General features: G+C 63.0%; 22 protein-coding genes. 10 read left to right on the top strand and 12 right to left on the bottom strand.

Annotated features, from left to right (window positions below; genetic code table 11):
• Positions 1-7: 7 nt before the first annotated feature.
• The 5 genes from ACIIOY_RS22455 to ACIIOY_RS22435 all read right to left on the bottom strand — a co-directional run bounded on the left by ACIIOY_RS22455 (position 8) and on the right by ACIIOY_RS22435 (position 4,149).
• On the bottom strand, positions 8-772 hold the full coding sequence (locus ACIIOY_RS22455) for an energy-coupling factor transporter transmembrane component T family protein (RefSeq protein ID WP_411036899.1): 765 nt from the start codon (positions 770-772) through the stop codon (positions 8-10).
• Positions 772-1,368 carry a hypothetical protein gene (locus tag ACIIOY_RS22450; protein WP_411036898.1) on the bottom strand — a complete coding sequence of 199 codons (597 nt, stop codon included), beginning with the start codon at positions 1,366-1,368 and terminating at the stop codon, positions 772-774. Before ACIIOY_RS22450 ends, ACIIOY_RS22455 begins: the two co-directional genes overlap by 1 nt.
• Before the next feature lie 64 nt (positions 1,369-1,432).
• Positions 1,433-1,870, bottom strand: a complete 438-nt coding sequence (locus ACIIOY_RS22445; RefSeq protein ID WP_411036897.1) for a PPC domain-containing DNA-binding protein — start codon at positions 1,868-1,870, stop codon at positions 1,433-1,435.
• Between the two features lie 327 nt (positions 1,871-2,197).
• On the bottom strand, positions 2,198-3,064 hold the full coding sequence (locus tag ACIIOY_RS22440) for an NAD(P)H-binding protein (protein WP_411036896.1): 867 nt from the start codon (positions 3,062-3,064) through the stop codon (positions 2,198-2,200).
• Positions 3,061-4,149 carry an alkene reductase gene (locus ACIIOY_RS22435; RefSeq protein ID WP_411036895.1) on the bottom strand — a complete coding sequence of 363 codons (1,089 nt, stop codon included), beginning with the start codon at positions 4,147-4,149 and terminating at the stop codon, positions 3,061-3,063. Before ACIIOY_RS22435 ends, ACIIOY_RS22440 begins: the two co-directional genes overlap by 4 nt.
• 200 nt (positions 4,150-4,349) lie before the next feature.
• Here ACIIOY_RS22435 and ACIIOY_RS22430 point away from each other — a divergent pair, with 200 nt between their 5' ends.
• Positions 4,350-4,790 (top strand): MarR family winged helix-turn-helix transcriptional regulator, encoded by a 441-nt coding sequence (locus ACIIOY_RS22430; protein WP_411036894.1) that lies wholly within the window; start codon positions 4,350-4,352, stop codon positions 4,788-4,790.
• Between the two features lie 300 nt (positions 4,791-5,090).
• Here ACIIOY_RS22430 and ACIIOY_RS22425 read toward each other — a convergent pair whose 3' ends face one another.
• Positions 5,091-5,579, bottom strand: a complete 489-nt coding sequence (locus ACIIOY_RS22425) for an SDR family NAD(P)-dependent oxidoreductase (protein WP_411036893.1) — start codon at positions 5,577-5,579, stop codon at positions 5,091-5,093.
• On the opposite strand from ACIIOY_RS22425, the gene ACIIOY_RS22420 reads away from it, so the two are divergent.
• From ACIIOY_RS22420 to ACIIOY_RS22400, 5 genes are all read left to right on the top strand, one after another.
• A complete protein-coding gene (locus tag ACIIOY_RS22420; protein ID WP_411036892.1) occupies positions 5,548-5,763 on the top strand; it encodes a LysR substrate-binding domain-containing protein in 216 nt (71 codons plus the stop codon). The genes ACIIOY_RS22425 and ACIIOY_RS22420 overlap by 32 nt on opposite strands.
• Positions 5,764-5,954: 191 nt before the next feature.
• A complete protein-coding gene (locus ACIIOY_RS22415; protein WP_411036891.1) occupies positions 5,955-6,182 on the top strand; it encodes a YjiS-like domain-containing protein in 228 nt (75 codons plus the stop codon).
• Between the two features lie 39 nt (positions 6,183-6,221).
• Positions 6,222-7,058: a helix-turn-helix transcriptional regulator gene (locus ACIIOY_RS22410; RefSeq protein WP_411036890.1), complete on the top strand. Its 837-nt coding sequence runs from the start codon at positions 6,222-6,224 to the stop codon at positions 7,056-7,058.
• 89 nt (positions 7,059-7,147) lie between these two features.
• Positions 7,148-7,297 (top strand): hypothetical protein, encoded by a 150-nt coding sequence (locus tag ACIIOY_RS22405; protein WP_411036889.1) that lies wholly within the window; start codon positions 7,148-7,150, stop codon positions 7,295-7,297.
• A gap of 286 nt (positions 7,298-7,583) precedes the next feature.
• Entirely contained in the window at positions 7,584-8,540 is a 957-nt protein-coding gene (locus tag ACIIOY_RS22400) for a sugar-binding transcriptional regulator (RefSeq protein ID WP_411036888.1), read from the top strand.
• 8 nt (positions 8,541-8,548) lie between these two features.
• Here the strand turns inward: ACIIOY_RS22400 and dhaL are convergent, their stop codons facing one another.
• The 6 genes from dhaL to ACIIOY_RS22370 all read right to left on the bottom strand — a co-directional run bounded on the left by dhaL (position 8,549) and on the right by ACIIOY_RS22370 (position 15,958).
• A complete protein-coding gene (gene dhaL / locus ACIIOY_RS22395) occupies positions 8,549-10,312 on the bottom strand; it encodes a dihydroxyacetone kinase subunit DhaL (protein ID WP_411036887.1) in 1,764 nt (587 codons plus the stop codon).
• A 35-nt stretch (positions 10,313-10,347) separates the two neighbouring features.
• A complete protein-coding gene (locus tag ACIIOY_RS22390) occupies positions 10,348-11,310 on the bottom strand; it encodes an ABC transporter permease (protein ID WP_411036886.1) in 963 nt (320 codons plus the stop codon).
• Positions 11,300-12,799: a sugar ABC transporter ATP-binding protein gene (locus ACIIOY_RS22385; protein WP_411036885.1), complete on the bottom strand. Its 1,500-nt coding sequence runs from the start codon at positions 12,797-12,799 to the stop codon at positions 11,300-11,302. Before ACIIOY_RS22385 ends, ACIIOY_RS22390 begins: the two co-directional genes overlap by 11 nt.
• 77 nt (positions 12,800-12,876) lie before the next feature.
• A complete protein-coding gene (locus tag ACIIOY_RS22380; protein WP_411036884.1) occupies positions 12,877-13,821 on the bottom strand; it encodes a substrate-binding domain-containing protein in 945 nt (314 codons plus the stop codon).
• 416 nt (positions 13,822-14,237) lie between these two features.
• The gene (gene rlmN / locus ACIIOY_RS22375) at positions 14,238-15,197 is read right to left on the bottom strand and encodes a 23S rRNA (adenine(2503)-C(2))-methyltransferase RlmN (protein ID WP_411036883.1); all 960 of its coding nucleotides are present in this window, start codon (positions 15,195-15,197) and stop codon (positions 14,238-14,240) included.
• 191 nt (positions 15,198-15,388) lie between these two features.
• A complete protein-coding gene (locus ACIIOY_RS22370; RefSeq protein ID WP_411036882.1) occupies positions 15,389-15,958 on the bottom strand; it encodes a TetR/AcrR family transcriptional regulator in 570 nt (189 codons plus the stop codon).
• A gap of 284 nt (positions 15,959-16,242) precedes the next feature.
• On the opposite strand from ACIIOY_RS22370, the gene ACIIOY_RS22365 reads away from it, so the two are divergent.
• The 4 genes from ACIIOY_RS22365 to ACIIOY_RS22350 all read left to right on the top strand — a co-directional run bounded on the left by ACIIOY_RS22365 (position 16,243) and on the right by ACIIOY_RS22350 (position 19,720).
• Positions 16,243-17,247, top strand: coding sequence for an ABC transporter substrate-binding protein (locus ACIIOY_RS22365; RefSeq protein ID WP_411036881.1), 1,005 nt, complete (start codon positions 16,243-16,245; stop codon positions 17,245-17,247).
• Positions 17,248-17,322: 75 nt separating this feature from the next.
• A complete protein-coding gene (locus ACIIOY_RS22360; protein WP_411036880.1) occupies positions 17,323-18,075 on the top strand; it encodes an ABC transporter permease in 753 nt (250 codons plus the stop codon).
• 11 nt (positions 18,076-18,086) lie between these two features.
• Positions 18,087-18,905, top strand: coding sequence for an ABC transporter ATP-binding protein (locus tag ACIIOY_RS22355; RefSeq protein WP_411036879.1), 819 nt, complete (start codon positions 18,087-18,089; stop codon positions 18,903-18,905).
• Complete coding sequence (locus ACIIOY_RS22350) at positions 18,905-19,720, top strand: ABC transporter permease (protein ID WP_411036878.1); 816 nt, start codon at positions 18,905-18,907, stop codon at positions 19,718-19,720. The genes ACIIOY_RS22355 and ACIIOY_RS22350 overlap by 1 nt, the downstream gene beginning before the upstream one ends.
• Positions 19,721-19,730 lie beyond the last annotated feature (10 nt).

Here is a 19,730-nt window from a genome sequence, read left to right as displayed (position 1 = left end):
ACGTCGATCATCGCAGGATCACATAGACGATTTCGAGGATCATCGCGCCTGTGAGGGCGATGCGGAGCAACCGCTCCGGGGCGCTGTCGTCAGGCGGGTGGATGACAGTGCGGTAGGGCAGGGCCCGAAAGCCCCTTGCCGTGAGAACATGCGCCCTTTCCTGCGCGTCGCTGAGTGCCAGGGTCAGCAGGGGAACGAGCAGGATGTGCAACGCGCGGATGCGTGCGACGAGCGAACCGCCGATCTCGAGCCCGCGTGCTTGCTGGGCTTCGCGGATCGCCCGTGTGCGTGCCGCGAACTGGTCGAGCAGCAGCAGGGGGCTGGCCAGCAGGAAGGAGAGGGCTGGCGGCCAGCGGGCGGCATCGAAAGCCCGCAGCAGCGCCGCAGGATGGGTCGTCGCCACGAAGAGCATGGAGGCCGCCAGCATCACGGAGATCCGCCCGCCGATGATGGCGGCATGCTCGATCCCGGCGGGACTGTAGGCAAGCCAACTGACGAGCGGACGGAAATCCGGGCGCGGCATGATCAGCCCGTGAAAGGCGAAGACCGCGAAGGTGAAGGGCAGGGAGAGGACGATATACCGGCCGGCGACGAGGCGGCCGATGCCTGAAACGGCGCCCGCGGCGAGAAGGGCAAGGGTCAGGGGCCAGAGAAAAGGCCAGGGCGTCACGAACGACGTCGTGATGCAGAAGGCGACCAGTAGCAGCTTGGTGATCGGATGGGCCCGGTGAAGACGGCTCTTCCCCGGGCTATGAAAGGAAAAAGCCTGCATCAGGTCGCGCGGCTGTAGTGCAGATAGTCGTAGCCCGCCGTCAGGCGTTCGGGCAACTGGCGCACCAATCCCCAGACCAGCAGCGCGGACAAGACCTTGTCAGCGACGTTCGATCCAAACACCGTGAGCGCCACGGAGCTGAAAAGGGTTTGGCCGACGCTGGAAAGATAGGCGACAAAGAAATCGGCACCGGAACCCGTGACGCCGCCGAACAGGTAGATGCGAATCGGCACGGCGACGATCGTCAGTGCGGCTGCGATGACGACGCCGGAAAGCGCTGCCTGCCAGACGGTCTTGAACCAGCCGGCGCGCGCAAGGAGGCCCGCGACGACACCGATGACGAGCGCCACCGGTGCGAAAGCGGCCGCCACTGGCGCGAATAGCAGGCCGATGATGAGATTGGTGAGGACACCTGTCACGCCCCCGGCCACCGGCCCGGCGAGAACCGCCACAAGGATCGTGCCGATCGAATCCAGGAAGATCGGCAGGCGCAACAGATCGTTCACCTGCCCGCCGACGATGTTGACGACGATCGCCACGGCGATCAGCGCCAGCACTTTCGTATCCAGATATTTGCTCTTTGCTTCAGTGGTCATCGTATCCCCCGATGATGGCGCTCCGCAGGCGACGGCCGCGGCTGCGCGGTTGAACCCCAGGCTGTCAGCCTTTTCTCCGGCCTTCCACGACCAGCTCTTCCCAGCCCGATTGGGGGCACAGTTCCCTTCGGAAGGAGAGGTCGGAAAATTCCGCAAGCGTGATTTCGGCCGTGGTGTAAACGGACGATCCTGGGCCGAAATGCGCACCGATCGTCTTTCCCGTGCGGTCGGACAGCGATATGTGCAGATGCTCGCCCTTCTCGTCGATCGTCCCGACGAGGGAAACGATTTCGAAATGGCCGCTGACCTCGCTCCATACGCCCGTGTTGGCGTAACGCAGCAGAGCCTTGGTCAGGCTTCCGACAACCGAAACGATCGAGACCGCCTTCAGATTGTTCGCGTTGACGAACGCCCGCAGTTCCTCGACGACGTCCTGGCCTGGCTTCAGCCTGAGGGCGTAGAAGCGGGCGGTGCTTGAAAGGGCATTATTATATTCGCTCATTATCGTTCCATGCTCGACATGCGTTTCGATGTCGTTCCAGCATCGCAAAATTTGATTAAATTTATAGAAAATATTTACTATTTATCGTACCGAAGAAGGAAGGACGTTCAGCGCCACGGCACATCTGCCAGCAAAAGACGGATGGTCAGACGAAACAGGTGGGGGGCAAAATTGGACGCTGGTCACCGCGCCAGGCGCTCAGGAGAGCCTCAGCCTTTCCGGATCAAAGGATGCGTGTTCGAGAATCGTGGCTTCATGCGGACGGCCGAGGATGGCGACGTTCACCTTGTTTCCCCGCCTCGCATCGACAACGATTGTACGCATGATCTACCTCGCCGCCTTCGAGCCGTGCTGCAGCCATTCGGATCGATGTTCTCGGATGAACTCTTTCAGCGAGGTCGGCTTGCGGCCGGCAATCGTTTCGACGGTCCGGGAGAGCCCGCCGAAATCACCCACCTTCACCCGCCTGTACAGGTCATCGAGAACGCCGGCTATCCACGGGTCCAGACCATAAAGGGCATCGGCGAGCGGTTGCTCGACGGCAGTTACCGTCGCCTCCAATGCGGCTGACAGCAGTTCCGCGACCTCCGGGATCGTTACGCCTTCGGGGCCGGTGATGGTGTAGTGCCGGCCGCGGTGGGTGTCCGGGTCGAGGAGCGCCCGTACCGCGACTCCCGCAATATCCCGCGTATCCACCCAGGCGATCGGCGCGCCGCCCGAGGGCATGCTCAGGGTTCGATCGCGCCGGATGGCATCCCGATAGAACCGGGGGTCGATGAAATTCTGTTGGAACCAGGATGGCCGCAGAATTGTCCATGACCCGGCTTTCCCGGTGACCGCATTCTCGACGCGCCGGACCCAGTGGTCGTCTCCAAGCTTCTCCGCACCCTGTTCCGACACGAGCACCACATGGCTGTCCGGGGTGAACTCGACCAGTTCGGCAACCATTTGCGGGGCCTCCGGAAGGTCGGGCCGCATGAGATAGACCGCATCGATGCCCGCGATCGCGTCGCGCCAGGTCTCTGCGTCCTGCCAATCGAACCTGACCGATCGAACGGCGGCGCCCCCCGACCCAGTGTTTTCGGGCCGGGATGACCCTGCCCTGACCTCGACATCAGGCTCGGTGGCCAGTTGCCGCGCCACCTCACGGCCGGTCTTGCCGCGAGCGCCTGTGATCAGAACGGTGCGGGTCATGCGACTTCCCTCTGGCTGAGCGCAGGATAATCCGTGTAACCGGTGTGGTCGCCGCCGTAGAACGTCGCCGGATCGGGCGTGTTGAACGGCCCGCCTGCGCGGATACGGGCGTCGAGGTCGGGATTTGCAAGCCATGCCGTGGCAAGGGCGACGGCATCGGCAACCCCGGACTCCAGTGCCTCTGCGGCCGTCTCGGGCGTCGCGGGAAAAGCGTCGGGCGCCGGATGCGGGTTGAGGATGAACGTGCCGGGCCAGCCGGCGCGCTGCTTCCTCGTCAGTTCCCGGTCGCCGACCTCGACCAGATGCACATAGGCGAGCTTCTGCCTGGCGAGGCTTTCCAGCAAGGCGAGGTAGACCGGCGCAGGATCGCTCTCGACGATGTTGTTGAAGGGGCTTGCCGGCGAAAGCCGAATGCCGGTGCGCTCCGCGCCGATGGCGCTCGCAACCGCGGCGGCCACCTCGATAGCGAAGCGGATGCGGTTCTCTATCGACCCGCCATAGTCGTCGGTGCGGGTGTTGGTGTTGTCGGCGAGGAACTGATGGATGAGATAGCCGTTCGCGCCGTGGAGTTCCACGCCGTCGAAGCCCGCCTCGATGGCGTTGCGCGCCGCAGCGGCGAAATCGCCGATCGTCGTCCGGATGTCGTCGGCATTCATCTCGCGCGGCACGGGATGATCGAGCAGCCCTTCGCCGGTAAACAGCTTCTCGCCGGACGCGATCGCCGACGGCGCGAGCGGCAGAGCCTTATCCGGATAAAGGCTGGGATGTCCGATGCGGCCGGTATGCGTCAGTTGCGCGAAGATGCGGCCGCCCCTGGCATGAACCGCGTCGGTGACGACCCGCCATGCCTCGATCTGGTCGGCCGAATGAAGGCCCGGCGTGTTGATGTATCCCTGCCCGATGACGCTTGGCTGGATGCTCTCGCTGATGATGAGGCCCGCGCCGGCCCGCTGCGCGTAATACTCGGCCGTGAGCGCCGATACGACCCCTTCGGCAGATGCCCGGCTCCGGGTCATGGGCGCCATGAACAGGCGGTTCGGCAGTTGCAGGTTTCCGAGGGCGATGGGATCGAACAGGGTGCTCATGCAATGGGTCTCCATAATGCTTGAGTGGATCAAGCATTACGCTGGCACAACTGCTTGATTGAATCAAGTACCTTGTGCGAAGCGGCGTTGCGCCGCTCGTCCGCGCTGCCCGCCGCGTCAAGAAGGACAAGCTGTCCCCGAGTCTGTCCTGGCCAATACCTATCTTGAGTGAATCAAGTAACTATGGATAGAATGACGCCATGGCTATCCCATCCGGTCCCGTTACTCCGTCCTCCGATGCCGAGCGCGCGATGTTCGACTTTGTCGACGCCTATGACCGCGCCTACGAGATCGCGGCGGCGCAACATGACATGACGGTGGCGCAGGCGTGCGTCCTTGGTAGGATCAGCAGGCCACGAGGAATGCGAGACCTTGCCGACGAACTTGGCTGCGATGCGTCCAACATCACCCAGATCGTCAGGCGGCTAGAGGCTCGCAAGCTGATAAAACGGCACGCCAGCCCCAAGGACCGGCGATCTCGCCAGCTCACGCGCACGCCCGCCGGCGATGCGCTCAATGCCGCGTTCGAGCAATCCTTCGAGTTCGCCAGGAATGCATCGGCCAAGCTTACCGCCGATGAGCAGGACCAACTCGCGAGACTGCTTCGCAAGGTACTCGGCCAGCCAGCGGTGGATGAATGATGCGGACCGTTGACCGCGCGCCCATCGATCGCTTCCTCGGCATTCTCGGCGTGCTTCCGATCGGAGCGATAGGCCCGGGGCCGAGCTTCGTTGTCGTTTCGAAATCGCCATGACGACCTCCCGGCGAAACGGCATTGCCGCCGCGCTTGGTATGGGATTGGGCGGGGCAGTGTTCGGCACCCTAGTCTCCGGCGGTCTCCGGTAGCGGCGAAAAGCGGGGTGACTAGCGCGGAAGTGGCTGAGGCACCCGTGTATTCGGTGACGGCGAACGTCTGGATCAGCGATGCGAGGCGAATACACCTACCGGAAGCCGCCGGAGACTGTGATGCGCGCGCCCGTCACCCATGCCGATTGGTCCGAAGATAGGAAGACGGCGACGCGTGCAATGTCATCGGGTTGGCCAAAGCGCCGCAGCGGCGTTGCGGCGACGATCTGCTTTTCCACGTCGCTGCCGACGACGCCGTTGGCGCGCGTGCCCTCGGTCTCGGTACCGCCCGGCGCGATTGCGTTAACGCGGATGCCGCGTGGTCCCAATTCCTGAGCAAGTGCCAGCGTGATCGTATCCACTGCGGCCTTGCTCGCTGCGTAAATCGTGGAATTCGGCGATGGATTGATGCTGGAGGTGGTGCTGATGTTGATTACGCTGCCGCCTCTCGGCCCAAAGCGGCCAAGGGCTTCCCGGGTCGTGAGCAGCACACCGAGAACGTTGGTGTCGAACTGATCGCGAAAGCCGCTCGACACCAATGATGGCGGTGCCTTGAAGCTCGCGGCACTAAAAGGCGCCGGCATCGTTCATCTCCTTCGCATAGCAGTCGCCGAGGAACTTGCCGCCGGTCAGCTGGTAGCGATCCTGTCCGATCTTCCCCTCCCGAGCCTCCCCGTTCATGCACTCCACGCCTTCGGTCGGCAGGTTCCCATGAGAGTGAGACTGTTCATCGACTTTCTCGCCGCCCGCTTCGCGAAGTTGGCTTGAGCTCAAAGACGAAGGTTCGTTGAAGATGGTGGCACTCACGCTCGGGCGACGGCATGGCTGAAGGGCGCGCGCGACCGCCCCTTTATTCTCGAAGGCGGTTAATCCCGCCGCTGATCGCTAAATAAACTGACAGCCAATAATTTGACCCGGTGATCAATTGTCTCCATCGAAACCAACGGCGGAGAGATGCCATGCAGGGTTCAATCATTCCGCGCCACGGCCGCAGTGGTGCGGTACCGAGGAGCGCGCAATCACGTATCGCGGGGTTGCTTGTTCATTTCTACCGCTGGATGAGGCATAAGCACAGGCAGCGGCGGGACCTAAATTCCGTGTCCGAACTTTCGGATGCCCAACTCAAAGATATTGGCCTGTCGCGCCATCAGACCAGAAGCGACGTGCATACATACCGCCGGGACTGAACTATAACCATGGGAATTAAGGATCTTCCGGGAACGACGATGTCGCAATTCTCGACAGCGCTGCTTTTGAAGACGGACACCGTCACAATCCGCGACATTGTCTGCAATGGAGCATGCCGCCATCGGAGCGGCGAGGAATGTGCCCACAAGACCAGCCTCGTTTATCCCTATCGTGGCGTCTTCGTGCGGCATGTCGGACGCAACGACACGGTGGCCGAAGCCAACCAAATGCTGTTCTTCAACGCCGGCCAAGGCTATCAGATCAGCCATCCCGTCGACGGGGGTGATGCCTGCATTGATCTTTCCGTCGACGACGCCCTGCTTGCCGAGCTCGCACCTCGCGACCAGATCCAGACCGGCGAACTCTTTGGCTTCCGTCGCCAGCGCCGCCGCGTCGATCCTCGCGCGCAGGCGCTCGTCGCCCTTCTTCGCCACGGATTGCGCCAGAAGGCGGCCGAGACCTTGGAGGCGGAAACGCTGGCATTGACGCTCGTGCGTCGCTCGCTCGGCGAAAGAACGTCGCATGTGGCGGCAGCCACGACCGGCCGGCAGAAACTCGTCGACCGGGCGAAGCTGGTGCTCTCATCCGATCTGAGCCGGCGCTGGACGCTTGCGGAAATCGCCACCGAGGTCGGCGTCTCGCCCGTCTATCTGACGCAGGTGTTCCAGCAGGTCGAGGCTATACCGCTTTATCGCTACCAACTGCGACTGCGGCTGGCCCGGGCGCTCGATCTTCTCGGCAAGTACGACGACCTGACTGCACTGGGGCTGGATCTCGGCTTCTCGAGTCACAGCCACTTCACGGCCTCATTCCGTCAGGCTTATGGGCAGACGCCTGGAGATTTCCAGCGCGCCGTCAGGCTTCGACCCCGTTGAATCGCTAAAGAATCCGACAGCGCTTCCGATGCCCCGGGTGCTCATATGACCGTGTCCCGAAGGGGATGTGCCAATTGGAGGATCATCCGATGAAGAAGACCACATGCGCTGCCTGCGACTGCGAGCTCGGCCATGACGCCATCAGCGTCAAACTCGGCGGCAAGACCGTCGAGGTATGCTGCGAGGAATGCGCCGAGGCGCTGAAGGAAGCGGAGGCCGCCTCAAATTCCGACAGCTGATCGAGGCATGCGGCAATCGGAAGCTGTAATGCGACCCCACCACAGCTTGCAATCAAGCGCACAGCGGCGAGCGGTCTTGCCGCTGTAGCGGTGGAGTCAGATCGGCAGTTCACCGCGACTGCGACAGGGATAATTTTCATGGCCATCATGAAATAGCGGCAAGATCCTAAGTCGTTAAATACTCATCGCGACCTGTTGGACTAAAAGCGCGCTTTGGCTTGCTGGAAGGTTGCCCATCCCGCATGACTTGACGTATCGAAGCCGATACACGAGGGACGAGCGCCATATGAGTGACGATTGGGGTGTTTTCGACGAGGAGCTGGAGCGCGCCCGCGTGGCATGGCTCTATTTCATCGGCGGCCAGACCCAGCAGGAAATCGCCCAGCGCATGAACATCACGCGACTGAAGGTCAACAAGATCATCGGCCAGGTGCGCGACTCCGGCAGTGTTCAGGTCAATGTCAGCCTGCCGCTGACCGACTGCATCGAGCTTGCGGAAAAGGTCTCCGCCCGCTACGGCCTCGTCGAGGCTGTTGTGGTGCCGGACCTCGACGACTATCTCGAACAGAAGCGGGTGATCGGCGAGGCGGCCGGGACACTGGCGAGCAACCTGATCGAGGGGCGCGACATGGGGGTCGGCATCGGCTCGGGGCGCACCCTGAGCTTTGCCGTGCGCAGCCTGCGGGCGCGGCCGCGGTCGCAAAGCTGGGTCGTGGGCCTGACCGGCGGCGTCACCAGCGGTTCTGCCACCAACACGTTCGAAGTCGCCACGGCCTTCGCCCGGGCGCTCGGCGTGGAATGTCACTATCTGACGGCGCCGATCTACTGCGCCAATCCGGAAAGCCGCAACGCGCTGCTGCTCAACGACGAGCTGACGGACGTGCTGGCGCGCACGGAGATCGCCGATATCGGCATCGTCTCCTGCGGGGCGCTTGCCCAGGATACCTCGCTGACGCAGATCCGCGTGGTGAAGGACAATCTCGACACGGTGCTGAAGCGCGGCGCGGTCGGCGAGTTCATGGGATGGTTCCTGGATGCCCGCGGCCAGACGATCGATCATTTCCTCAACGATTCGATCATCGCGCTTCCGCCGGACAAGCTGAAGCTCAAGCCGATTTCAGTGCTCGTTTCCGGCGGCATCCGCAAGATCCCGATCATCCGGGCGATCCTGCGCGCCGGCTATGTCAACCGGCTCGTCACCAATGAAGGCGTGGCGCGGGCCCTGCTGCAAGGCCCGCGCTGAGGCCTCTATCAGCCAAGCGCTTTCTGCAGGGCTGCCGCCATCGCGCGCAGCGTGACGAAGGTTGAGGCCGCGCCGGGGTCGATATGGCCGACGGAGCGCTCGCCGAGCTTGGCGGAGCGGCCGCGGCGCGATTCCAGCGCTGCCGTCGCCTTCATGCCCTTCTCGCCGCCGTCGCGGGCGGCAACCAGTACCTCGATGACCGAATCGCCGTTCCTGGCGCTCTTCTGAGCCGCCTCGACCGCCGGCACCCATGCGTCGATCATCGTCTTGTCGCCCGGCTCCGCCCGGCCGCGATCGCGAATGCCCTGGCAGGCGGCGCTCAGCCATTCGGCCATGCCGGCGCCGTCGAGATTGAGCCGATGGCTGACGGCCGTGCCGGCGCGCAGGAAGGCCGTGGCATAGAGCGGTCCCGAAGAAGCGCCGACCGCATCGAGGAACGCCTTCGCCATGCGCTTGCAGATCCCTTCGATCGTCTCGTCGTCCTGCGTGTCTTCCAGCGCGTGCTGGACGGCCTTCCAGCCGATTTCCATCGTCACGCCGTGGTCACCGTCGCCGATCACGCCGTCGAGCTCGGAAAGCCAGTTCTTCTCAGCGATGATCTGCTCGCCCACGGTATGCATCATCGCCTTGAAGATCGCCGGCGTCACATCGCCTTCGGTGAGGAGTTCGCGCGGCTTTTCCGGTGCGGCCGCCGTGCTTTCAGCGGCCTTGACAGCCTTGCGGCTGCGCGTGGAAGCGTCGGTCCTCTCGAAGGCGCCGACGACGAGGGCCGGCGTGCGGCAGGGGTGGTCCAGCAAAGCCTGCAGCGTGTCGTCGAGCTTCATCAGCGTTACCGAGGCGCCGGCCATTTCCAGGGAGGTCGCATATTCGCCGACCCAGGAGGCGTGGATGTCGATGCCGAGCGCATCCAGCCGCTGCTTGACGCGCCGGAAGATGACATAGAGCTCGATCTGCGAGGTGGCGCCGAGGCCGTTGACGAGGACGGCGACCCGGGAACCCGCCCTGAGGTCGAGCTCCGCGAGGATGGCGTCCATCAGTTCGTCGGTCACCGCGTCCGCGGGGGCGAGCTTCTGGCGGCGGATGCCGGGCTCGCCGTGCAGGCCCATTCCGATTTCCATGTCCTCGTCGCCGATGGTGAAGTTCGGCTTGCCGGTCTGCGGCAGCGAGCACGGGCTGAGCGCGACGCCGATGGAGCGGGTCGCGTCGTTTGCGGCCAGGGCAAGCGCCTCGACCCGGGCGAGCGGCTCGCCGAGATCGGCGGCGGCGCCGGCGACCTTGAAGACGAAGAAGTCGCCGGCAATGCCGCGGCGCTCGGACTTGCGCTCGATCGGCGCCGAGGCAACGTCATCGGCAACGGCGACGTGGCGCACGGGAATGCCCGCCTGCTCCAGCTCCTCGGCCGCCATGGTGAAGTTCAGCACGTCACCGGTATAATTGCCATAGAGCATCAGCACGCCGACGCCGCCATCGGCGGCGCGGGCGGCCTCGACGATATGCGCCGGCGAGGGAGAGGCAAAGACATTGCCGACGGCCGCGGCATCGGCAAGGCCGCGGCCGACATAGCCGGCAAAGGCCGGCTCATGGCCCGAACCGCCGCCGACGACGATGCCGACCTTGCCGTCGCGCGGGCCGTCCACGGCGACGACCGCCCGTCCGGTTTCCCCTTCCACGCGCAGCATGTCGGGATGGGCGCCCACCATGCCCTCGATCATCTCCGAGATAATGTTTTCCGGCGTGTTGATCAGCTTCTTGGTTTTGACTTCCTGGTTCATTCTCTTGTCTTTCGTCAGATCGATGCGGCCGGCTGTCAGGCGTCGCGGCGCAGATAACGGCGGGAAATGGCGTCGAAGGAGATGGCGAGCACGACGATCGCGCCCGAGACGATGCCCTGCCAGTAGGGCGAGACGCCGAAGAGCACGATGATGTTTTCTATGATGGCGATGATGCCAGCCCCGAAGATCGCGCCGATGGGGCTGCCGATGCCGCCGGTCGTGGCGACACCGCCGATGACCGAGGCGGCGATGGGCGCCAGCACCCAGGTCTCGCCGATCGAGGGCTGGGCGGTGCCGAGACGGGCGACCATCAGGACACCGGCGAGCGCGGCAATCGCGCCGGCGGCGACGAAAACGAGGAGGCGGATCTTGTCGACCTTGATGCCGAGCATGCGGGCGCCGGCCTGGTTGTTGCCGATTGCGTACATGTAGCGGCCAAAGGGCGTCTTGAGCATGACGAAGGTGGCGATGGCGAGCGCGACCAGCATGATGACGAAGGGCACCGGCATGCCGAGGAAATCCCCGCGGCCGAGATACTGCACGTCACGCGGGATGCCGGTGATGGCGACGCCGCGCGTCAGCACGAGGTTGGCGCCGCCGAAGATGCCGGCCGTGCCGATGGTCAGCACCAGCGAATGGAGCCTCAGCACTGTCACCAGCAGGCCGTTCAGGAAGCCGAGGCAGGCGCCGAGCAGGATGGCGAGCAGCATGGCCGAATAGGGCTCCACGCCGAGCCGGACCATCAGGATACCGGAGATGACGCCGCAGAGACCGCCGATGACGCCGAGGGACAGGTCGAGTTCGCCGAGCACCATCAGCATGGACTGCGCGATGGTGATGAGGCCGACGAAGGCAAGCCCGCGCGCGATGACCGAAAGGTTGTAAGGTGTGAGGAAATAGGGAGAGATCAGCGCCGACAGCACGAAGATGACGGCGAGGGCGACGAAAACGCCGGCAAGCGGGCTACGTGTCAGGAGCGCGAGGGGTTTACTTTGCATCGGCTTTCGCCTCCGTGCCGAAGATGGCACCTACGAGTGTTTCATTGCTGGTTTCGGCGGTATCGAACGCGCCGGTGATGCGGCCGTGGTGCATCGTGACGATGCGGCTTGCGCATTTCTTCAGCTCGTCGAGCTCCGAGGAAACGAGGATGACGCCGACGCCTTCCTCGGCAAGGCCCTTCATGATCCTGTAGATCTCGGTCTTGGTGCGGATGTCGATGCCCTTGGTGGGCTCGTCGAAGATCAGCACGCGCGGCCGTGTCGCCATCGCCCGGCCGATGATGGCCTTCTGCTGGTTGCCGCCGGAAAGCTGCGAGATGCGCTTGCTCATGCCCGACGTGCGGATGCCGTAGTCGTCGATGATCTTCTGCACCGCCTCGCGCTCGCGCCCGCTGCTGATGCCGAAGGATCCCTTCGTCAGCGAGAGGATGGAGATGCCGATATTCTCGCGCAAGGACAGGAGCGGGAAGATGCCGTGGTGCTTGCGCTCCTCGGAAAGATACAGCATGCCGCCGTCGACCGAGGCGGAGGTGTCGTTGAGCGTCCAGGGCCTGCCGTCGACCGTCACCGTCCCGGCCTTGGCCTTCAGGAAGCCGAAGATCGTCTGCATGACCTCCGAGCGGCCGGCGCCGACGAGCCCGGCAAAGCCGAGGATCTCGCCGCGGCGCAGCTCGAAGCTGACATCCTGGAAGCGGGGGCCGGAAAGGCCGCGCACCTCCATGATGGTGTCGGTAACGGGCCCCTTCGGGCGGAAATGCTCGTCGAAGGCGACATCGCGGCCGGACATGGCGCGGATCAGGTCGGCCTCGGTGATGTCCGCAATCCGGCCGCTCTCGACCTTCTCGCCGTTGCGCAGCACCGTGTAGTCGTCGCCGATGGCGAAGACCTCGTCCATCTTGTGGCTGATGAAGACGATGGCGTGGTCGCGGTCGAGCAGGCCGCGGATGACCTTGAAGACGCGGTCCACCTCGACGCGCGTCAGCGACGACGTCGGCTCGTCGAGGATGAGGACCTTCATGCTGGCGTTGGTGCAGGCGCGGGCGATCTGAAGCAGCTGCTGGTCGGAAACCGAGATATTGGCCACCAGCTCGCGCGGATCGGCCTCGATGCCGAAGCGATCGAGATAACTTCTCGCTTCCTCGACGAGGGCGCCGCGATCGACGAGAAGACCACCATGCCCCGTCCGGCTGAAGGGCATGAAGAGGTTCTCGGCAACGCTCATCTGCGGGAAGAGATTGAGCTCCTGCGGAACATAGGCGACGTTCTTGTAGAGGCTCGTGTCTTCCGCCGGATCCCGGCCATCGATCAGCACCGTGCCGCGTGAGGCCCGGTCGGTGCCGGTGAGGATCTTGACGAGGGTGGATTTGCCGGCACCGTTCTCGCCGGCGAGAATGTGCGTGCGGCCGAGTTCGATCGACAGGTCGACCTTGTCGAGGGCGGTCACGCCGGGAAAATCCCGGCCAAGGCCGTGGGTTTCGAGATAGGCCATAGGGCACCTCGCGTCACAGTGGGATGAAGAGGCGCGGGAAAGATCCCCGCGCCTTGCGACAATCCGGTCGTGCCGGATCAGCCGTCCACGTTTTCCTTGGTGAGGAAGGCGTTGCCGGTGTCGAGGTAGCCCGGCACCTTGGCGCCTGTCGCCTGCGCCCACAGCAGCATGACCGACCAGTAGCCCTGCAGTTCCGGCTGCGAGGCCGAGGAGCTGTCGGCGACGCCGTCGCGGATCATGTCGAGCATTTCCGGCAGGTTGTCGAGGCCGACGAGCGTGACCTTGCCCTGTTTGCCGGCTTCGACGATCGCCTGACCGATGCCGATCGGGCCGGCGGCGTCGGACGCGACCCAGCCCTTGAGGTTGGGGTTCGCCTGCATGATGGCGGCCGCCTGCTGCTGCGCCGTCTCGATGCTGTCGTTGTCGATGCCTTCGGCAACGACCTTGATGCCCGGATGCTCGGCGAAGACCTGGCGATGGCACTCGGCGCGGATCGAATGGTTCGGCGCGGTCGGTACGCCCTGCATGATGGCGACTTCCCCCTCACCGCCGAGAACCTCGACGAGACGGCGCGCCGCGATCTTTGCCTGCTCGCAGAAATCCGAGCCGATATAGGGGATCGCCATGCCTTCCGGCGGAACGGAATCGAAGATCACGAGCGGGATCTTCTGGTTCTGCGCTTCCTCGAGCGAGGCGCGGTTGCCCGAGGGATCGAGCAGGTCCAGCGCAAGGCCGTCGGGCTGGGTCGCAAGCGCGCTGTCGATGATCTGGTTCTGCTGGACGACATCGGCGGACTGCGGCGCCGAATAGATGACCTCGACGCTGGAGCCGGTCTGCGCCTTGATAGCCGCCGCGGCGGCCTGCGCGCCTTCGTTCACCTTGTCGAACCACGGATGCACGACCTTCGGCACGATGACGAAGCGGTAGCTGTCCTTCTTGGTGGTTCCGATTGCGTCCTGGGCCGAAACCGAAAACGGCAGAGCAAGCGCGGCGCACGCCAGCAGCACGGAAAGTTTCTTCATGGTGACCTCCCTTGGAACAGACGGACTCCTCCCGCCTGAATGATGAAAAGGCTTGGCGCGAGCATCGACCGATTGTCGAGGCCCGCGAGCCTACGATTACATATGTATATTATTTTTTACAATAGTAATTTTGATTTGGTGTTTGCGGCCTGCCGTCATCTCACCGTTCACCGGCCTGTGAGGTCAAAGCGAGCCAAGCCGGCACCGATGCGCAAGGGCACGGATTATGGCGTCGACGAATGCGAGATACAGCAAGTCCACGGGCGCATCGGCGCCAACAACATATGTTTGGCGGTCCGCTGACCACGAAAGCGTCTGGATCAGGAACGTGAGAGGAATGCACGATCCGAGCGGAGTTTCACTTGGCAGGAAGGCATCGTTCGCATGATCTCTTGACGCCGCGTCCCACGCTCCTGCTATGCGGCCTTTTTCCTGGCCCGGATGCCGCGCAGGTCGCGCAACCAGAGCTGACCACATGCCGCCGAAACATCCCGTCCCTGTGTATCCCGCACCGCGACGGGCACGCCGGCGCGATCCAGTACCTCACGAAAAAGCCCAAGGCTGCGGTCACTTGTTCGATCAAGCGCTATACCCTCAACGGGATTCCAGCGCATGAGGTTCACGCGCGCCTTTCGGTCGGACATAAGCCTTGCAAGCCGTTTCGCATCAGCAAGCGTGTCGTTGATGCCGGGAAGGACCAGATAGACGAAGGTAACGATGCGGTTATGCCGTTCCGCCCATGACGACGCGCGGGCAATGACTTCGTTGATGTCGTGCTTGCGCGATCCGGGAATGAGACGGTTGCGAACGTCCTGTGTTGTCGCGTGCAGCGATACGGTCAGGTTGATCGCCAGATGCTCTTCGCGCAATCGCGCTAGGGCTTTCGGTATGCCGATGGTCGAAAGCGTGATCCCCGTGGTTGGGAAATTCATCCCCCGCCGGTCGCGCAGGATACGGATTGCCCTCATTACCTGCTCGTAGTTGTTCAAAGGCTCTCCGATGCCCATGAAAACGATCCGGTTGACCTTCGGTCCGAGCTGAACGACCTGTTCGACGATCTCGCCCGCCAAAAGGTTACGCTTGAGGCCCGCTTGGCCGGACGCGCAGAACTGGCAGGCGAAGGCACATCCGACCTGTGACGAAATACAGGCGGTGTGTCCGTCATGGCGGCGGATCAGGACGCTTTCAACCGCATAGCCATCATGCACGCCGAAAAGCACTTTCTGCGACCGGCTGCCGTGCTCATGCGTAATTTTCCGGAGGCTCCGCAACTGGACGCCCCGGGCTTCGGACCACTTGCGCAAGGCGAGCGGCAGGTCCGTGTGGGGGCAGAACAAATCGCGATATGCGACGTGCGACTCGCTGCCAGCGTTCAACGCATCGAATTCAGCCGCCGTTAGGTTTAACGCCAGGGTTGGCGCGGGCGGTGTTTTTTGCCGGTCGACCTCTAAAGGGCTTGGTTCTCATATAGGCATGATCGTCGTTCCGGTCTGCGGGCCCGATGGTATCGCGGCTCATCGCTTATAAATAACCGACACGACTGTTATAAACAACCCTCCATATGGTGTTACCTAAACACATGGTCGGGATAGAGAATGGATAAAAGCATACGGGTCCGCCCGGTCATGAAGGCCGCCAGCGTGCCTTCCGGCTCAACAAGCCACTGCATGCAGGCCCCCTGGATGACGGTCTGAATCAGGCCGGCCGTTTGCTCGGGCGGATGCGGCCCGGCGGGCAGTCGCGCCTCGATAGCTTTCAGGACCAGCCTGTTCCGCTCTGCCGCAAGTGCGCGAAGCGAGGGCTCCTGAACGTCACCCCACAATAAAAGGAGATAGCCTTCCGTTCCGGCACCGCTACCCATACCGGCGATGAGGTCCTTGAGCATTGCCCACAGCGGATCGAGGCCCTTTTTGGGGCTCGCGCTCGCGAAATAGTCGCGTACCTCCTGCGTGCTGCGCTCCATGACCTTCTGGTGCAGCGTCGCCTTGTCCTTGAACCGCTGGATCAGTGCAGCCCGCGAGATGCCGACCGCCTCCGCAACATCGGAAAGGGTAAAGGCCGACGGACCTTTCCGAAGAAGGATGCTTAGTGCGGTATCCAGAATGAACTCGTCGCTATGAAGTTTCGGTCTCGGCATATTTTCTTTTCTACTGATCGCTTCAACGAAGGCCCTACAATAGCTGTCATCCAGCCGCCAAAGGAATAGGGCCGCACAAGACGCTCTATAACGCCTCATCCGCTGGAGCCGCCTTGGCGTATTCGACCGCATCTTCGCGGCGCCGGCCGGCGGTGGCTCCAGGCCAGAACGCATCGTGATCGACGCCACCTGATCAAAGTCAAGTTGACAGCCCAAAAATTAATTGTATGGTTATATAGTAAGCTCGATCGCACGAGCTTCGCATAAAACAAAGGGGAACAAAGATGTTCAAATCCATTCTGGCGACAGCCGTTGCGGCTGGCGCGATGCTTGCCTGTGCCAACCTCGTATCGGCGCAGGGTCTGCCCACCGTCAAGATTCACGCCGTCGAAGGCTCCGTGGGCGGCGTTCCGCTCATGGTGATGCTGGAAAACAAGCTCGACGAGAAGCATGGCTTCAAGGCCAATGTCGACTTCCTCGCCATGGGCGGCGGCTTCCAGGCCTTCCTGATGGGGGAGTATGACATCTCCAATGACGAAGACGCCGTTGGCGCCGCGACGGCCCGTGCCGAAGGCTTCGACATTCACGGCTTCCTGCCCTATGGCAATCTCTATCTGGGGATCGTTGCCTCGGGCAAGAGCGAGGCAAAGACCGTCGCCGACCTGAAGGGCAAGCGCGTCGGGCATTTCGGTATGGAATCCGGCACAACCACCTATCTGCGCCAACTGGTGCAGAAGACGGACGGCTTCGATCTGACCAAGGAGTTCGATCTCCAGCAGGCTGGCCCTGCCGCGCTCGTTCCCATGCTGGAAGCGGGCAGCATCGAGGCTATGCTCAATTTCGAGCCGCACATCTCCGCCGGCATGGTTGCGACGAAGGGCCACTTCATCCTGCAAGGCACGGAAGGGTACAAAGCGACCGGCGACGGCTTTTCGCCGTGGATCGGGATCTTCGCCTCATCGAGCAAGTGGCTGACGGAAAACCCGAAGCTGGCCTATGGTTTCCGGGCCGCGATCGAGGAATCGATCGATATGATCCGCAAGTCAGATTACGCCATCCTGAAGGAACCCTACATCGCCAAGCGCCTCGGCGTCAGTTCGCCGGAAGTGCTCGACCAGCTCGCAGCCAACGCGAAGACCTACGATTATTTCACGTCCGAATGGACGCCGGAAATCCTGGTCAAGGCCAATGCTTATCTCCAGACGGTAGCCGACGAGGGTGTCGTCCTCGACGAGGTTCCGGAAAAAACGCTAGTGACGCTGGAAGAGCTGATCGGGCCCAAGCCGTAAGGCCATCCCGGGCGGGCCTTGTGCCCCGCCCGCCTGACCCCGCATCATCGACCTGCCTTTTTCTTTGGAAAGACCATGTCCAAATATCCGAATATCGGCTGGTCGCTGACCGCCGTCTGTCTTCTCGTTCCGCTGTGGTTCCTGGCCGCGCGCCATACGACTTTTATCGGCGATCCGCTGGTGGTTTTCGCAGCGCTTCCAGCCTTCCTCGCAGATCCCGCGACCTGGATCCATGTCGGAACGACGATGGCGCGCGTCTATGGCGGGCTTCTCGCGGGCCTTCTGCTCGGCACCCTTGCGGCGCTTGCCATGCATCGCAGCCTGCTCTGGACGCATATACTCGACACCTATGTGACGATCGGGCTCAGAACTCCGTCGGCGATCGCCGCCATCGTCGCGCTGTCGCTCTTTCGCGGGGCGGAATATGGCAATGTCATCGTCGTTGCGTTCATTACGTTTCCCTATCTCACCGTGGGCCTGTTGAACGGGCTCAAGAGTGCGGACAAGGAACTCGACGGCATGGCGCGGATTTATCGCTTCGGTGCTGTCCGCCATGCCCGTCACGTGCTTCTTCCCTTCGTCATGCCGTACATGTTCGCGGCCATCCGGAACATTCACGCCCTTGCCTGGAAAGTCATCGTCGCCGTCGAGATCTTCGGCGCGGCCAAGCTCGGCTTCGGCGTCCAGTTCTCCAACGCCTGGAACTACTTCCTGATCACGCAGATCCATCTCTGGCTTCTCGTGTTCATGGCCGTGGTGATCATCGCGGAGTATGGCCTGCTGCGTCCGGCAGAGCGCCGCTCCTTTCGCTGGCGCGGCGACAACTGATGGAGACTCGAATGAACTATCGACCCGAACCCATAAGAGTCTCCGTCGTCGGCGACGTCGTTCTGTCCGTCGAGAAGATGGGCGTGCGCTACGGGGAGCAGGAGGCGATCCGCGATCATACGTTTGAGGTCAAGCGCGGCGAGTTCGTCGCGATCGTCGGACCGTCCGGCTGCGGCAAGTCCACCATGCTGAACGCGATTTCCGGGTTGTTGCCGCCGACCGTCGGCTCGGTCGCTGTCGAGGGCAAGACGCTCTATGGTGCCGACCATGTCGATCCGCGGCTCGGTTATGTCTTCCAGGCGCATCGATTGCTGCCCTGGCGAACGGTGCGGCAGAATCTGGAACTTGTTCTCGCCTCCACGGACATCCCGCACGAGCGCTGGAACGCCGATATCGACCGGATGCTGGGGATTCTTCAGATTTCCCGCTTCAAGGATTCCTGGCCGATGCAGCTTTCCGGCGGCCAGCGCCAGCGTGTCTCGATTGCCCGTGCGCTCCTCGTGCAGCCGGCCTACGTGCTGATGGACGAGCCGCTCGCGACCCTCGACGAGGTGACGGCGCGCACGCTGCGCCATGAGCTCTCCAATATCTGGGCCGAGACCGGGCAGACCATCGTCTTCGTCACACACTCGCTGCGGGAAGCCGTCTATCTCGCCGACCGCATCATCGTCTTGAGCCGCGGCCCGTCCTCGGTCTTCATGGATTACCAGGTGCCGCTCGCAAGGCCGCGACGTTACGAGGACCCGAAGATCGGCGAGATCGAGGCCGAGCTCATCGAAAAGGTCCTGACGCCGTGGGGGCTTGCCGGCGATGCGGGGAGGGGGGCGTGATGGCCATCACCTCCAGCGCATTTGGTACGGCGACGCTCGATGCCGACCAACTTCGCCACCATAACACGGTCCAGCGCCGGACGAGACTGATCGGCACGATCATCGCCATCGCCGTCCTCCTCGTCGTCTGGCAGGTCATCGCCGCCTACAACCGGCCTTGGGTACCCTCCATTCAGGACACCTGGAAATCAATGGTCGGTGCGCTCTCCCGCGAGCAGTTCTATATCGACATGCTGCTCACCTGGAAGCGGTTGCTCCTCGCCTTCGTGACGGCGACGCTCATTGGTACGGCGGTCGGCATCGCCATCGGCCTCAACCGCAAGGCGGAAGCCTTTTTCGCTCCGCTGATCGCGCTGGCGCTCGCCGTTCCCGATCCCGTCTACATCATCTTCGCGAGCCTTGCGGTCGGGACGGGCGAACTTGCCGGTTACATCGCTCTCGTGCTTGCGGTCATCCCCTTCGTCGTCAATACGGTCCGCACCTCCACGCAGGCCCGCGACCGGTCGCTCGACGAGATGGCGAAGATCTACCACATCCCGCCCGCCCGCCATTTCCGCGAGGTGATGGTACCGCAACTGGTTCCGGCGCTCCTCACGGCCGCCCGCTTCTCCTTCGCGCTTTCCTGGAAGATCGTGATCTTCGTGGAGGCGCTGACGCAGCCGGATGGCGTCGGTGCGCGCATCTACCACTACTTCCATATCCTGCGCATGAGAGACGCGATCGCCTGCGCGATCATCTTCTGCATCCTCATGCAGCTGGTGGAGAAAGTGACTTTCGCACCACTCGAAAGACGGCTGTCGCGGTGGCGAACATGACGCGTCTTCG

Source organism: Shinella agrisoli (assembly GCF_046557955.1).
GTDB lineage: Bacteria > Pseudomonadota > Alphaproteobacteria > Rhizobiales > Rhizobiaceae > Shinella.
This window is presented reverse-complemented; position numbering and strand designations above follow the sequence as displayed.